The organism is Bergeyella cardium (assembly GCF_009914665.1).
Classification (GTDB): Bacteria; Bacteroidota; Bacteroidia; order Flavobacteriales; family Weeksellaceae; genus Bergeyella_A; species Bergeyella_A cardium.
Genome location: NZ_CP029149.1, coordinates 1,588,054 through 1,602,808, shown reverse-complemented (window position 1 = coordinate 1,602,808; position 14,755 = coordinate 1,588,054). Strand labels below are relative to the sequence as shown.

16 protein-coding genes are annotated in these 14,755 nt (G+C 41.3%); all 16 read right to left on the bottom strand.

The window, feature by feature from the left end; translation table 11 throughout:
• Positions 1-4 precede the first annotated feature (4 nt).
• A complete protein-coding gene (locus DBX24_RS07380; protein ID WP_160224445.1) occupies positions 5-1,318 on the bottom strand; it encodes a UDP-glucose dehydrogenase family protein in 1,314 nt (437 codons plus the stop codon).
• 158 nt (positions 1,319-1,476) lie between these two features.
• A complete protein-coding gene (gene murA, locus DBX24_RS07375; protein ID WP_120489282.1) occupies positions 1,477-2,784 on the bottom strand; it encodes a UDP-N-acetylglucosamine 1-carboxyvinyltransferase in 1,308 nt (435 codons plus the stop codon).
• Entirely contained in the window at positions 2,781-3,416 is a 636-nt protein-coding gene (locus DBX24_RS07370) for a DUF4290 domain-containing protein (RefSeq protein ID WP_160224444.1), read from the bottom strand. The genes murA and DBX24_RS07370 overlap by 4 nt, the downstream gene beginning before the upstream one ends.
• A gap of 125 nt (positions 3,417-3,541) precedes the next feature.
• Entirely contained in the window at positions 3,542-4,054 is a 513-nt protein-coding gene (locus DBX24_RS07365) for a DUF2480 family protein (RefSeq protein ID WP_120489284.1), read from the bottom strand.
• Entirely contained in the window at positions 4,051-4,521 is a 471-nt protein-coding gene (locus tag DBX24_RS07360) for a hypothetical protein (protein WP_160224443.1), read from the bottom strand. Before DBX24_RS07360 ends, DBX24_RS07365 begins: the two co-directional genes overlap by 4 nt.
• Before the next feature lie 2 nt (positions 4,522-4,523).
• Entirely contained in the window at positions 4,524-5,030 is a 507-nt protein-coding gene (locus DBX24_RS07355) for a hypothetical protein (protein WP_160224442.1), read from the bottom strand.
• 11 nt (positions 5,031-5,041) lie between these two features.
• Entirely contained in the window at positions 5,042-5,593 is a 552-nt protein-coding gene (locus DBX24_RS07350; protein WP_160224441.1) for an RNA polymerase sigma factor, read from the bottom strand.
• Positions 5,594-5,652: 59 nt separating this feature from the next.
• Positions 5,653-7,494 (bottom strand): ABC transporter ATP-binding protein, encoded by a 1,842-nt coding sequence (locus DBX24_RS07345; protein ID WP_120489288.1) that lies wholly within the window; start codon positions 7,492-7,494, stop codon positions 5,653-5,655.
• An 18-nt stretch (positions 7,495-7,512) separates the two neighbouring features.
• Positions 7,513-9,111, bottom strand: a complete 1,599-nt coding sequence (locus DBX24_RS07340; RefSeq protein ID WP_374210827.1) for a glycoside hydrolase family 3 protein — start codon at positions 9,109-9,111, stop codon at positions 7,513-7,515.
• Positions 9,112-9,472: 361 nt separating this feature from the next.
• Positions 9,473-9,520, bottom strand: coding sequence for a hypothetical protein (locus DBX24_RS09545; protein ID WP_374210826.1), 48 nt, complete (start codon positions 9,518-9,520; stop codon positions 9,473-9,475).
• Position 9,521: 1 nt separating this feature from the next.
• Entirely contained in the window at positions 9,522-9,674 is a 153-nt protein-coding gene (locus tag DBX24_RS07330; RefSeq protein ID WP_160224439.1) for a hypothetical protein, read from the bottom strand.
• 191 nt (positions 9,675-9,865) lie between these two features.
• Positions 9,866-11,137 carry a serine hydroxymethyltransferase gene (gene glyA, locus DBX24_RS07325; protein WP_160224438.1) on the bottom strand — a complete coding sequence of 424 codons (1,272 nt, stop codon included), beginning with the start codon at positions 11,135-11,137 and terminating at the stop codon, positions 9,866-9,868.
• Positions 11,138-11,189: 52 nt separating this feature from the next.
• The gene (locus tag DBX24_RS07320) at positions 11,190-11,999 is read right to left on the bottom strand and encodes an aminotransferase class IV (RefSeq protein WP_374210800.1); all 810 of its coding nucleotides are present in this window, start codon (positions 11,997-11,999) and stop codon (positions 11,190-11,192) included.
• A gap of 68 nt (positions 12,000-12,067) precedes the next feature.
• A complete protein-coding gene (locus tag DBX24_RS07315; RefSeq protein ID WP_160224437.1) occupies positions 12,068-12,454 on the bottom strand; it encodes an START-like domain-containing protein in 387 nt (128 codons plus the stop codon).
• 89 nt (positions 12,455-12,543) lie between these two features.
• A complete protein-coding gene (gene trmD / locus DBX24_RS07310; RefSeq protein ID WP_160224436.1) occupies positions 12,544-13,227 on the bottom strand; it encodes a tRNA (guanosine(37)-N1)-methyltransferase TrmD in 684 nt (227 codons plus the stop codon).
• Between the two features lie 15 nt (positions 13,228-13,242).
• Complete coding sequence (locus DBX24_RS07305) at positions 13,243-14,499, bottom strand: NAD(P)/FAD-dependent oxidoreductase (RefSeq protein ID WP_160224435.1); 1,257 nt, start codon at positions 14,497-14,499, stop codon at positions 13,243-13,245.
• Positions 14,500-14,755 lie beyond the last annotated feature (256 nt).

The following is a 14,755-nucleotide window of genomic DNA, read 5'->3' as shown; positions in this document are numbered from 1 at the left end:
CCACTTATTTATTAATCACTCTCCTACCAATACTCTTATAATAGAACCCTGTGCCTTCTACTTGCTCTAATGAGAAAACATTCCTTCCATCAAATATCGCTTTGTTCTTCATTTTTTCTGCCATCAGCTGGAAATTAGGGTTTTTAAACTCCGACCATTCAGTAGCGATGAGCAATGCGTCGGCATTTTCAAGGGCAGAATACATATCTCCCGCATAGCAGATGCTATCTCCGAGTATTTTTCGCACATTTCCCTCTGCTATTCGGTCATACGCGGTTATTTTCGCTCCTTTCCCGAGAAGAATCCTAATATTATCAAGAGAAGAGGCTTCTCTTATGTCATCTGTGTTTGCTTTAAACGCTAAGCCCCATAGTGCGATATTTTTACCATTTAGATCACCATTAAAATAGCTTTCAATATCAGAAATAAGGATGGTTTTCTGTGATTTATTAACATTTTCGGTTGCTTCAAGGAGTTGAAACGAGAAATCCTCTTCCTTACCTGATTTTACGAGGGCTTTCACATCTTTTGGGAAGCAGCTCCCTCCATAGCCAATACCTGGGAACAAAAATCTATTACCAATCCTGTCATCACTCCCCATCCCGAGGCGTACTTTATCTACATCCGCGCCTACTTTCTCGCAGAAGTTCGCTATTTCGTTCATAAAAGTGATCTTTACAGCGAGGAATGAGTTAGATGCATACTTCGTGAGCTCGGATGACTTCTCATCCATAAAGATTATAGGGATTCCTGTGTTAGTAAAGGGCTGATATATCTTCTCCATAACGATTTTTGCCTTTTCTGAGCTACATCCCACCACTACTCTGGCGGGGTTCATCGAGTCTTTTACAGCAAAACCCTCTCTCAGAAACTCAGGGTTGGATACTACATCAAACTCCACCGCCGTTTTAGCAGAAATCACTGCTTTTACCTTGTCGGAAGTGCCTACGGGAACGGTAGATTTGTTCACAATGACTTTATAATCGGTTATAATTTCTCCAATCTGCTCCGCCACATCGAGTACATACGAAAGATCGGCAGAACCATCCTCACCTGGAGGAGTTGGAAGCGCAAGGTAGATAACTTCGCTCTTGTCAACCGCGTCTTTTAAATCGGTTGTGAAAAACAGCCTCTGTGCCTGAATATTTCTTAGGAACATTTCTTCAAGGTTGGGCTCATAAATCGGAACGATACCCTGCTTCATTCGCTCCACTTTCGCTGAATCTATATCCACGCAATAGACTGAGTTCCCGAGCTCCGCGAGTGTAGTCCCCGTTACCAGACCTACATACCCTGTACCCACTATTGTAATATTCATTTGAATAAACTTTAAGAATCAAGTTGCAAAAATAACAATTTTCCAATAAAAGCCCATTGTATAAGGGCGATTAGAGACAAGCAGTAGATGGTAAATACATACTGCTAAACACTTACTCTACGGCTAATACCTGTCAATAAAAAAAGAGGCGATGCCTCTTAAATTCTTTGTATATCCGCGCCAAGGGCTCGTAATCTGCCGTCGATGTTCTCGTAGCCACGGTCTATTTGCTCGATGTTGTGGATGATGGACTTACCCTCAGCGGACAGAGCGGCGATGAGTAGGGCGTTGCCGGCTCGTATGTCGGGAGAAGTCATCGTTGTTCCACGAAGAGGAAACTCGTGGTTGAGCCCTACAACGGTTGCTCGGTGAGGGTCGCAAAGAATGATTTGCGCCCCCATATCGATGAGTTTATCTACGAAAAATAGGCGAGATTCAAACATTTTTTGGTGGATGAGAACGGTTCCTTTCGCCTGCGTAGCAACAACTAAGACGATGGATAGAAGGTCTGGCGTGAAACCAGGCCAAGGAGCATCGGAGACGGTGAGTATGGAGCCATCAATAAACTTCTGTATCCTGTAATTTTCCTGTGCGGGGATGATGATATCGTCACCCTGCTGCTCTAATTCGATACCGAGCTTGCGGAAGGTGGAAGGAATAACGCCCAACTGATTCCAATTGACATCCTTAATGGTAATATTTGATTTCGTCATCGCTGCTAAGCCGATCCAAGAGCCTATTTCCACCATATCGGGGAGCATTGTGTGGTCGGTACCATGCAAATGGCTTACGCCCTCGATGGTGAGCAGGTTAGACCCGATGCCTGAGATGTTCGCGCCCATTCGGTTGAGCATTTTGCAGAGCTGTTGCAGGTAGGGCTCGCAAGCAGCATTGTAAATTCTGGTTTTTCCTTTCGCCAAAACGGCTGCCATTATGATGTTTGCGGTTCCCGTTACGGAAGCCTCTTCTAATAAGATGAACTTCCCGTGGAGTTCCTTTGCTTTAAGGGTGTAGAAGGCGTTATCTTCGTCGTAGGAGAAGTCTGCACCGAGCTCTACAAAGCCCTGAAAGTGAGTATCCAGCCTTCGTCTGCCAATTTTATCGCCCCCAGGGGTAGGCATACAGGCTTCTCCGAATCTGGCAAGCATTGGACCGAGGAGCATTACGGAGCCTCTGAGGCGAGCGCCGTCTTTCTTGAATTCTGGGGATTTAATGTAGTTAAAATTAACTTCATCTGCCTTAAAAGTATAGTCCCTGTGGGCATTTTTGGTTACTTTAACGCCGAAATCGCCTAAAATCTCAATTAATCGGTTTACATCATGGATATCTGGGATGTTTTTTATCCTTACTTCCTCGTCGGTAAGGAGTACGGCGCAGAGAATTTGGAGTGCTTCGTTTTTCGCCCCCTGTGGTGTTATTTCCCCATTGAGTTGCTTCCCTCCCCGTATTACAAAAGTCCCGCTCATTCTGGTTTTCTCTTTTTATTATTGAAGTTTTTGTGCCTATTGTTCTGTGCTTTGTACTTATTATTTGAATTATTCTTGTTCGGATAGTAGATTTTGCTCTTGTCTAATGAACTGATATTGGTTAAATCCAATCTGTTGTCCGAAAGTTCTTTCAAATGGCGGAAAATCACCTCATCAGCCACATGCTCTTTATTATAGACATTGTAAAACTTCTTCATATTATTGGCTATAACGGCTACGAGGGCGTCTTTTTCGTCTCCATTTGCGAGAGAAATCGCTTTTTCTATGAGCTGAAGGATGCTTTTACCGTAAAATTTGTATTCCCCTTGTAGTTTAGGGTATTTCATTCGGTTCGGCTGAACATTGAAGTCCTCCTTTGAGGGAATCGGGTAGGGAGAATCTACATCTAAGTCGTAATCTGCAAGTATAAACAAATGATCCCAGAGTTTGTGCTTATAGTTTTCTGCATCTCGTAGGTGAGGATTGCGCTGTCCCATAAAATGGACAATTGATTTTGCTACTTCATTTCTTTCTTGACGGTCTTGTATGGCTTTGCACTGCTCTACAAGGTTTTGTATGATTCTTCCATACTCAGGGAGGTGGAGGTTGGTCCTCTGTGTGTTGTATTCCATAGTTGCAAATATATAAAAATTGTTTCCAACGGAGTAGAATGGATATGTCTGCGGTTATCATCAATATAAAAAGTGGTAAATATTGATGATGAAATGGTTTTTACGATGAGATAATGGGGCGTTGTTTATGGATTTTTGAAAATCGGTACATTGGAGCAGGCTTCTCCGAACATTAGGGACTTCACTATGGGTTTTAGGGCTTGCACCAGCTCTACATAGGCATTCTCTGGAATTTCTTGCTCGGCACAACCTTTAACCAAGACCCTTTTACCTTTCAGAGAGGTGAAATCGTAGGACAATATAGCGTCGTGCATCAGTAGATTTTCGAGTACTTCCCTCGTTCCAAAGATAATTTTTTCGGCTACCCCTGTGAGCTTTGCTGTTAGCAGGAAATATGCCCAAAGTGGTACGATAGCATCCGCTGAATTAAAGATATAAACGAAAGCTCCTCGGTAGTCCTCTGTAGCTATCTGGCGAATGCTCTCACGGAAGTCTTTTTCTTTAAGTATTAACCCCTGAAAGAGGAAATCTTTAAGGTCTATACCAATTCTTTTACCGGTAGGAATGAGGGTTGAAATATCAAAATTGATAAGTCCGCTCTCCGATACTCGATTTTTTATTTCAAGGTCTTCGCTCATTGCTTAATCCCTTTATTTTTCTTGTCATCTATCTGACAATGTCTCGTCCTTACCTTTTCTTTGATAATCCCCTCCACTTGGAAAAGCTTCAAAATCTGCTGTGGACTGAGAATTGCCTGCATTTCTTTTGCAAATTTCCTCCTGTTGGCAATCAACTGCTCCCCCACGATGAAGCCCTGCTCTATTTTAGCCTGAGCTTCGGCATCACTGAGCTTATGAACATCAAAAACGGGGTTAAAAGTCTTTTTAATCCTTCTATTCTCCTCGTGATATTGTTTATGAATCTGCTTAAAGGCGTCTTGCTTGTCTGGTGCTATGCCCAGCTCATCTATTAAAAGCTGCTCACGGTATTTCCAGAGCTCTTCTTTCCTCTCTTTTGGGTCCTGATTATGAGATCTCTTGTCTGTTTTCTGAGCATTAAGACTCATTGCGAAAAATAACAGAAATATTACAGCTGATTTTTTCATTTTTAATAAAATATATCTAAATATACATCGGGTTCTGACTCATTTACCAACTGATTAATCTCCACATTGGAGTAAGAAGAGATAAGTTCGTCTATATTTTTATCAATATTCTTATGCGTGATAGTATGTAGATTCTGAACAGGGGGATTTGTCTCGGGAATGATAGTTTTTACTACGGTATAATGGATTTTCTCCTCCTCAATTTCGGTATGAGGCTGTACTTCTATAGCCGTATCTTCTTGGTAAGTGAGCAATACCTCCTCTCTGTTTGCTGGTAAGGTTTCCTCTCCTTGATGCTTGAATAAAACAAAGCCTCCAATGCTAAAAATAAGGACAACTGCCGCTGCTACAGCATATTTCCCAAATAGCTCAATGACTTTAGCATTAGAAACACTACTCTTATGGAGCGATAACTGAGAAAATACGCGGGATTGCACCCCTTCAAATAAATGCTCAGGAGTTTGGTATATATTTTCCCTTTTCAGCTTTTCTAAATCCAAGTTTTTCATCTTTCCAAAATTTAAACATCCGAGTTTTGTTTGATGTATTCCTCTATTTTCTGCTTAGCATAGTGATAGTTGGTCTTCAAAGTTCCCACCGACATATTCAGTACCTTGCTTAATTCCTCATACGGCAGCTCATCATAATACCTCATCGTGAATACCAGCTTCTGCTTCTCCGGAAGGCTGTGTATTGCCTTTTGTAGCAAGATTTGTATCTCTTCTGCATCGTGTTTAGCATTATGAGCCACCCTATTCTGCAAATAAAAACTCACATCTCCATCTATTTTTTTCATTTTCTTCATCTTGGCAAGGTATTGAAGGGCTTCATTGGTAGCTATTCTGTATAACCAGGTGTAAAGCTGACTGTCCTGCTTAAACTGATGAAAATTGCGATAAACTTTGATGAAGGTTTCCTGTAAGATATCTTGTGCAGACTCATTTTCTACCACCATACGACGGATATGCCAGTACAAACGCTCCTGATAAGCATCCATTAGCATACGAAATCCCCTGTTGCTCGTCTTTTCCCGACGCATTAAGGAGATGATTTCCTCGTCTCTATGCTTCATACTAAGCTATCGCAAGTTTTGATTTGAGAAAAATGAAAAAGTTAAATAGAACTCTGTTCCTAATCTTGGAAATTTTGAAGTTCTACCAGTTTTTTATAGATACCCTCCTTTTGCAGAAGCTCAGTATGAGTACCCTGCTCTACAATTAGACCTTTTTCCATTACAACAATAAGGTCTGCTTTCTGAATTGTGGATAATCTATGGGCGATAATAAGCGAAGTGCGATTCTCCATCATTCTATCGAGGGCATTCTGAACCATCCTTTCAGATTCTGTATCCAAGGCAGAGGTTGCCTCATCCAAAATCATTACAGGAGGGTTTTTCAGTACAGCTCTGGCAATGGACACCCGTTGTTTTTGTCCTCCCGAGAGCTTGCTTCCATCGTCTCCTATGTTAGTATCATAGCCCTCCGAAAGCTGAGAGATAAACTGGTCAGCATTAGCGATTTTAGCTGCTTCTATCACCTCTTCTCTGGTGGCATCGGGCTTACCCATCAGGATGTTGTTATAAACAGTGTCATTAAACAAAACGGATTCCTGAGTAACCATACCTAAAAGACTTCTGTACTGGGCTAAGTTGAGATCTTTTATATTATTCCCATCAATCAGGATCTGCCCTTGGGAGACATCATAAAACCTTGCCAGAAGGTTGGCAACGGTAGTCTTCCCACTCCCAGACTGTCCCACCAATGCAATGGTTTTACCTTTCGGAATGCTGAGATTAAAATCTCTAAGGATTACATTATCCTTATCATATTGAAAAGTGATGTTTTTAAACTCAATCTTCTCCTTTAAATCTGAAATATAAACTGGGTTTTGAGGCTCTTCTATCTTTAAATCATAGTCTAACACCTCAGAAACCCGTTCCAAACTCGCTACCCCTCCTTGAATAGAAGATACTGCACTGGATAACTTCTTTGCCGGCTCTAATATCTGATAAAACATTCCTATAAATACCAGGAAAGTCTCTGGCTCCATAGATTGTTTCTCTATAATCTGAACCCCTGCAAACCACGCTATAAGGAGCATAGTAACAGAGCCCAAAAACTCACTCATAGGAGATGCCATTTCCCTCCTTCTGCTCATTCCTATGGCGTATTTCTGCCAGTTATCAGTCGTTGTATTAAAACGATTTTTAAGGATTTTATCGGCATTAAATATCTTAATCACTTTTGATGACTTCAAGGTTTCATCTACAAGTGAAAAAAGGTTTCCCAGTTCAGCTTGCGCTTGATGAGCCTGCCTTTTAAGGCTTTTACCTACCCAGGAAATCAGCCAACCCATTATTGGGAATACGATGAGGGAAAATAAGGTAAGATTAGGCGCAAGTAAAAATAGGGTAATAAGCGATGAAATAATCATAAATGGAGAGTTGATCACATCTACAAGGCTAGACATTATCCCACTCTCAACACTCCCTATATCATTTGAGATTCTCGAGAGCATATCCCCTTTTCGCTGTTCGGTAAAGAATGAAACGGGAAGTTTCAAGAACTTATCATACATCGCTGTACGGAGGTCTCGGGTAATCCCCACACGATAATTGACCAATAAAAACGCCCCTATATATCTAAACACATTCCTCAGCAGGAATGCTACTGCCGTTACGCTACACAAGACAGCCAAAACACTCACCGTACCATACTGCTCTATACTCAGCTGGATATGATAATACGCAGAATCTTTCAGATAAGAGAAATACCCACCATAATTTCCATTCCACTGAGGGGGTACAGAGGTATCAACTTTATCTACCGTACCAAACATCAGCCCTAAGATAGGGAGCATAGTACCGACGGAGAAAATATTGAGTACAGAGTATAGAATATTAAAAAACATACTACCCCAGAGGAACTTCTGATGAGGCTTTGCGAATTGTAAGATTCGTTTTGTGTATTTCATCGGGCAAAAGTACAATTTTTAATCTAAGCTCATCCCCATACCGTAAGTAATAGTATCGTTTACAAGGACGGGAATTCTTCCATTAATCGGTTGCTTGCCTTGCATAGATTGGGCAGTTGCCACCATAGAATCATCATTATTCTCATACGAGACCAATACGGTAGAAATAGGAGTGATATCAATATCTTTTAGAGCATAAGGACTACCAAATACATTCAGAATTACCTGATGATTCTCAGCTAAATTTAATAGCATCGCCTTACTCTTATCCGATATTTTATAAGGTTTATAGGCAGTAGAATTATCCTTATGAAGCCCCACAATGAGCTTTGAATTTCTTGGAATACTGGCTATTTCTTTTTCATTTTTAATGATAACGATGGTATTCTCCTTTGCGAGTTCATCAGCAAAGGTTTGATGAGGTGCTTCCTCTAATGGGAGATAATAATAAGTTTCATTTTTCCTGAGGGGGAGCAAATGCTCATCATTCTTTATCAATGTAAGCGCTGCCGAGTAGAGCTTTTGAGCTAAGGCTTTATGTGCTGGCGAGCTCAATTCTCTATCGATATTCTCTGCTGAGAGCGGTGTATACTCCTTATTCAAGCCCAAATAATATTTCGTAAGGAGGATTTTCTTCACGCTTTCTTCCAATCTTTTTTGAGGGATTTCCCCAGCCTCAATCGCTTTCCTGATAAGCCTCTTCCCCTCTGCTACTCCCTGCGAAAAGAGCATAATATCATTCCCTGCCTTAAATGCCATTGCATCGAGTTCCCCTGCTTTATACCTCTTCGCTACGGCTCCCATATTAAGGGCATCGGTAATAATCAGCCCCTTGTAGCCGAGCTTTTTCTTTAATAATCGGGTAACGATATCATAGGAAACCGAAGCAGGAACCCCTTTTTTCTTCTCTAATGCCGGTACATAGAGGTGAGCTACCATAACGCCACCAATACCTTTATTGATTAATGCCTTGAAAGGTGCAAGCTCTACTTCGTTTAATCTTTTGGTCGAATGGCTCACCAGCGGTAAATCCAAATGAGAATCTACATCCGTATCTCCGTGACCAGGGAAATGCTTTATCGCTGCCAGAATATTCTGCTCCTGCAAGCCTTTGGAATAGTGGAGTGCCGACTGCGATACATTCCCCACATCGGAGCCAAAACTCCTATTGCCAATAATCGGATTTTTAGGATTGGTATTTACATCCACCACAGGGGCAAAATCCCAGTGCACACCCACTTTCTTAGCGTCTGCAGCAATCTGTGCAGACATCTCGTAGAGCAATCGCTTGTCCTGAATCGCACCGAGTGTAATTGCCCAAGGGAGTTTATACGCGGTTTTTATCCTTTGGAAAAGCCCCCACTCAGCATCCATACCCACCAAAAGGCGGATTTTTGCCTCCGACTGAAATTCATTCAACAGCTCTATCTCCCGCCGCGCATCATCCTGCATCAGAATAAGCCCACCAATCTTCTCATTTTTTACAATTTTCCTTACCTCGTCTATATGCTCCTCGCCCTTGTTGGTATAGAGCGCGATAATGAACAACTGCCCCAGCCGCTCATCCATAGACAGCTGGCTATAAGTAGAATCTACCCACTTTTTTGCTTCCTTCATCTCCTTACGGCTGTAATTCTTCGGTACAAACTGCCCCCAAACCGCAGTGCTCTGCAATGCCAAACCTCCTACTATCAAAGCCTTGATAATACCTCTCATATCTAAAATTTCTTTTTATTAAGCACACAAAAATACAAATTCCCACCTCAATTAGCTTCTGGCTATTGGCTATTAGCTATTGGCAGTAAGCAGTAGGCGGTGGATGGCAATTGGCTTCTGGCTTTTAGCTACTCGCGGTGGGTGGTTTGTTTGTGGTAAGAGCCTCACCAGCTACGGTGTGCCTGCCGTGCTAATGAAAAGTTCCCAGAGCTATAGGCTCTGGGAACATAGGTAATAATAAAATTTATAAAATGAAAAAATACTATTTCTTAATGATTTTCTCTGTATAAGTGGCTTTTTCAGTGGTGATTTTAAGGATATAAAGCCCTTTTGGTAAGGTGAGTGCAACCGAAAAATACGCCTGTTAGGTCTTTTGCCCAAGTGATATCTCCCCACTGCTGTATCTCTTTAAACTGCTCTTGGGTAGGCTTATTTTCATCTCCATAAGAATTAGTACAGTGCATACTAAATAAAATTGAAGTTTTTATCTATTTTTTATTATAAAAATCGTGGGCAAAAGTAAGAAAAATAAATAGAAAGCAATGCTGACTCTCCAAAACAATGCCCCAAACCATCTCGGTTTAGGGCATCCAACCTTAAAAACATAATAATATGAAAACGAAGGGAACTCGTCCCAAACCAAATTACTTTCTTTTTATTCGTTAAACAGCGCTCTGCCGTCCATTAGTTGATTTACTTTTGTTTTTACTTCGGCTACTATGGTGTCATTATTCAGATTATCTACCACAGTGGAGATAAGCTCGGCTATGGTATCCATATCATTTTCTTTGAGACCGCGAGTGGTAATAGCTGCCGTACCTAACCTGATACCAGAAGTTGTAAATGCCGATTTATCATCAAAAGGAACCATATTTTTGTTGCAGGTAATATCTGCTTTTACGAGTGCTTTTTCGGTTTCCTTACCATTTACACCTTTATTTCTAAGGTCAATGAGCATCAGGTGGTTTTCGGTGCCTCCACTTACGATTTCAAAGCCTCTATCCATCATTGCCTTTGCAAGAGCTTGAGCGTTTTTAATGACTTGCTTTGCATAGATTTCAAATTTATGGTCAAGTGCCTCACCGAAAGATACCGCCTTACCCGCAATGATATGCTCCAAAGGCCCTCCCTGAACACCTGGGAATACCGCCCCATCAAGAACCTGGCTCATCATCTTCAGTTCGCCTTTCGGAGTTTTATGCCCATAGGTATTAACGAAGTCTTTCCCCATAAGAATCATCCCACCACGAGGACCTCTAAGGGTTTTATGAGTAGTAGTAGTTACGATATGGCAATGCTCAAACGGATTATTGAGGAGCTTCTTCGCTACGAGACCAGCAGGGTGAGCGATGTCTGCCCAAAGGGTTGCCCCTACCTCATCTGCCACCTCACGGAATTTCTTATAATCCAAATCTCGGGAGTAGGCAGAAAAACCTGCAATAATCATCTTAGGTTTTACTTCAAGGGCTTTTTGCCTCATCGCTTCGTAGTCTATAAGCCCAGTTTCTCTCTCTACTCCGTAGAACTGAGCATTATACTGAATACCCGAGAAATTCACGAAAGAGCCGTGTGTAAGGTGCCCTCCCATAGATAAATCTAAGCCCAGAACGGTATCACCAGGTTTAAGACAAGCGAGATATACCGCAGCATTTGCCTGAGAGCCAGAGTGTGGCTGTACATTCACATAATCCACCCCGAAAAGCTCCTTTGCCCTGTTGATAGCGAGGGTTTCTACCTCATCTACCACCTCACAACCGCCGTAATATCTCTTACCTGGGTAGCCCTCTGCATACTTATTGGTAAGCACGCTACCCATTGCTCTCATTACATTATCAGAAACGAAATTCTCGGAAGCTATAAGCTCAATCCCGTGAGATTGTCTCTGTCTTTCCTGTTCAATTAAGCTGAAAATAGGATCTTGATTCATATTTACTTTTTTTTAGTTAATAAAATGGTTTTAAAATCTATTGTCTCTTTGATTAATCTTCTTTATCATTAAACTTCTCTTGCCACTGCTGTACCCAGTTAGAGAAAGTCTGCGTACCAAAGGTTTTATTTCTAATTCTGGTAACGGAATAAAGCCCTTTTTCATCTGAAACCAGAAGGATTTCATCTGCCTTTTGAGACTCAAAAGCCGCCATCTCTACCTGATCTACCTCTGCAAGATTCTGGCGATGAAGGAAGGTTACAAAATTCTCCATTAAAGGGGATATTAATGCGCCTTCGGTTTGTTTAGGGACTTTTATCCTCCCCTCTTGTAGGAAAAGGAGGTTCCCAGATATACTCCTCGCGATTCGCTTATTTGCATTGAGCAGAATCACTTCATCCAAATCATTTTCCTCCGCGTAGATGCCTGCATAGATATTCTCCGGGCAGTGCGTCCTTATATTACTGAGGAGGCTGGTATTCACAATAACTTCTTTTATAATGTCTAATGAATACTCACCCTGTATTTTGAGGATATCATCAATCGGGCTCACATCAAAATAATAAGATACATTTCTCTTCTTAAGGAGAGTATCTTCCACATTTCTATAAACGATTAGGTTAATGATTGCATTCTGTACGCCCTTTGCTAAAACTTCGGTATCAAACAAGTCCTGAAAATACTCCAAGGTATAGGTAAGCGGTATTCGCATACGCATCTTTCTCATAGACGCCATAAGGTAGAAGTAGCATTCTTCTGCCATAATGACAGCTCCATTTCTCACAAAAAATGAAACTTTAACGGCATCGCCAAATAAGAAAGCGGTATTAATAGCTGAAAAATCTTCTGATGTATAACTCATCTTCATTTCAATAAATAAAAATATGAACGAAAAAACAATTTCGTTCATTTATCTTAATTATGAGATGCTTAACCAGCACCCAATTTTATTCTCAAATTCTCAATGAGGTTTTCCCAGTAGATTCTGTTTTCTTCTTCATCGTCCTCATCGCAGAAATCAATAATATTAAGGGAAAGGTCTTCTGTAATCTCGTCTATATTTATGGACATCTCAAAGAAGTTCTTCGTGCCTTCGTCTTCTTCCCAACGGAATCTCACAAAACCCTCTGGCTTATATCGTATGAGTGTAGCTCTCTCTGGCTCACTGCCACCCCAAGAAAAATAAAAATCATCTCCTTTCTCTACCACCTCATCTGCAAACCACTCAGAAAGCCCTTCTGCAGTTGCCATATACTCGTACAAAATCTCTGAAAGACAATGCATCGGAAACTCATATTGAACTTTGATTTTCGCCATAATATTCTTCTTTTTTAAGCGGTCGCAATATATAAATTAATTTGATAACTATACAAAAAAGCCTATTATTTTTTTATATTTCTAAAATATCAGAAATCCTCACTGAGTAAATCTGGGCGACGCTCACGGGTTACTCTTAAAGCTTCCTCATACCTCCATTCTTCTATCTTCCCAAAATTACCACTGAGTAAAACTTCTGGAACTTTCAGTCCCTTATACTCCTCTGGTCGGGTGTATATCGGTGGAGAGAGGAGGTTATCTTGGAAACTATCGGTAAGGGCACTCTGCTCGTCATTAAGAACCCCTGGGAGCAGTCTGATAATAGCATCTGCCAGTACGCAAGCGGCAAGCTCCCCACCCGTGAGTACATAATCCCCAATAGAAATCTCCTTCGTGATGTGCAAATCCCGAACCCGCTGGTCTATCCCCTTATAATGCCCGCAAATAAGCATTAAATTCTCCTTTATCGAGAGGGTATTGGCAATTTTCTGATTAAGAGTTTCTCCCTCTGGAGTTAGATAAATGATTTCATCGTAGTTTCTTTGAGATTTAAGCTCAGAGATACATTTATCCAGTGGTTCTACCATCATTACCATACCTGCACCTCCACCATAGGGCTCATCATCTACCTGCCTGTGCTTACCTGTGCTCCAATCTCTAAGCTGGTGAAAATGCACCTCTGCCAATCCTTTTTCCATCGCTCTTTTTAAGATAGAGGTCTGGAATGGACTTTCCATTAATTCTGGAAGTACGCTTATAATATCTATTCTCATTTTTGTATTGATGATTTAGGCTTTCTTTTTTGGTTGAACGGTGATGAGCCTTAGTGATGAATCTTTATTAAAGTAGCTCCACATCCAGTTAAAGAATATCGCGAGCTTGTTCCTCACACCGAGGATGAGCATCAGGTGGAGAAACATCCAGAAATACCACGCAAAAGTCCCCTGGAATTTCCATTTAGGGAGGTCCACTACCGCCCTGTGCTTACCAATGGTAGCCATAGAACCTTGGTCATTATACTCATATTCTTTCCACTGAGAAAGTTGGGCTCTAAGGAAGTTTTCTGCCAAGTTTTTTGCCTGATTAATCGCCACATTTGCTACCTGAGGATGCCCCTGAGGGTATTTCGGTGTCTCCATATAGGCGATGTCTCCTATGGCGTAAATATCTTCATAGCCTTTTACTTTATTGAATCGGTCTACGGTATATCGGTTTCTTACGATGATGTCTGGGTTAAGTCCTGGAATTATATTTCCTGTAACTCCTGCTGCCCAGATTACATTTTTTGAGGGGATGACCATCCCACTCTGCATTTTCAGATTTTCGCCATCGTAGTCGGTTACTATTTCTCCGCTTACGAGCTCTACACCAAGCTGCTTCAGGTAGAGTTCAGATTTTTCCTGTGCCTCCTTGCTCATCACGCTCAGAGGTTTTTCAGTGGCACTTACGAGGATAATTCTCAGCTTTGAGAAATCCATTTTAGGATAGTCTCTCGGTAGGGTTTGCTTCTTCATCTCGGCAAAAGCCCCAGCGAGCTCCACTCCCGTAGGCCCACTCCCCACGATGACGATATTCCAGTTTCCCTCTGCACTTCGGCTTTTTTCAATGATAAGTTTCTCAAAGGTGAGGAGAATTTTATTTCTGATATTAATCGCCTCCTGCGTATTCTTCATCCCGTATGCCATTTCCTCCATATGGGTATTTCCAAAGAAATTGGTCTTACAACCTGTGGCGATGACGAGTTTGTCGTAGCTAAAAGTACCATCTTCACAAATGACTCTATGCTCTTCGGGGCGAATTTCCTTCACCTCCGTCATTCTAAACTGGATATTTTTAGACTTCTGGAAAATCTTTCTAAATGGGAATGATATGTTCGACGGCTCTATCCTACCGCTCGCCAGCTGGTAAAACAGTGGCTGAAACATATGGTGATTTACCTTATCGATAATCATTACTTTCTGATCTTTTCTCCCGCTGAGCATCCTTGCGAGCTTTAGCCCTGCAAAGCCTCCTCCTATCACGATGATTTTATCTCTTTTGTCCATTTTGTTTTTAAATTTCCCACAAAAGTAGTGTTTTCTTTTAAGCTTAATAACACCTCTTCTAATGATGAAAGAAAGGATGATTTTATGGATTTAATAATTAAACAAAGGTTTTATTGAGAATAATTCACGTGAAAGCACCAACCTTTTTGTCGGGAAGCTGTCAGGCGGCCTGAAAACCCCAAAACTTTTGTCGAGAAGGTTTCTCGCGTGTGACTGTTTATTTTTTCCTTTTATGGAGATTTATTTATAAAAAATC

Coding starts and splice junctions, on each gene's coding strand:
- DBX24_RS07380 (WP_160224445.1), bottom strand. CDS start 1,318: ATGAATATTACAATAGTGGGTACAGGGTATGTAGGTCTGGTAACGGGG.
- murA (WP_120489282.1), bottom strand. CDS start 2,784: ATGAGCGGGACTTTTGTAATACGGGGAGGGAAGCAACTCAATGGGGAA.
- DBX24_RS07370 (WP_160224444.1), bottom strand. CDS start 3,416: ATGGAATACAACACACAGAGGACCAACCTCCACCTCCCTGAGTATGGA.
- DBX24_RS07365 (WP_120489284.1), bottom strand. CDS start 4,054: ATGAGCGAAGACCTTGAAATAAAAAATCGAGTATCGGAGAGCGGACTT.
- DBX24_RS07360 (WP_160224443.1), bottom strand. CDS start 4,521: ATGAAAAAATCAGCTGTAATATTTCTGTTATTTTTCGCAATGAGTCTT.
- DBX24_RS07355 (WP_160224442.1), bottom strand. CDS start 5,030: ATGAAAAACTTGGATTTAGAAAAGCTGAAAAGGGAAAATATATACCAA.
- DBX24_RS07350 (WP_160224441.1), bottom strand. CDS start 5,593: ATGAAGCATAGAGACGAGGAAATCATCTCCTTAATGCGTCGGGAAAAG.
- DBX24_RS07345 (WP_120489288.1), bottom strand. CDS start 7,494: ATGAAATACACAAAACGAATCTTACAATTCGCAAAGCCTCATCAGAAG.
- DBX24_RS07340 (WP_374210827.1), bottom strand. CDS start 9,111: ATGAAGGAAGCAAAAAAGTGGGTAGATTCTACTTATAGCCAGCTGTCT.
- DBX24_RS07330 (WP_160224439.1), bottom strand. CDS start 9,674: ATGCACTGTACTAATTCTTATGGAGATGAAAATAAGCCTACCCAAGAG.
- glyA (WP_160224438.1), bottom strand. CDS start 11,137: ATGAATCAAGATCCTATTTTCAGCTTAATTGAACAGGAAAGACAGAGA.
- DBX24_RS07320 (WP_374210800.1), bottom strand. CDS start 11,999: ATGAGTTATACATCAGAAGATTTTTCAGCTATTAATACCGCTTTCTTA.
- DBX24_RS07315 (WP_160224437.1), bottom strand. CDS start 12,454: ATGGCGAAAATCAAAGTTCAATATGAGTTTCCGATGCATTGTCTTTCA.
- trmD (WP_160224436.1), bottom strand. CDS start 13,227: ATGAGAATAGATATTATAAGCGTACTTCCAGAATTAATGGAAAGTCCA.
- DBX24_RS07305 (WP_160224435.1), bottom strand. CDS start 14,499: ATGGACAAAAGAGATAAAATCATCGTGATAGGAGGAGGCTTTGCAGGG.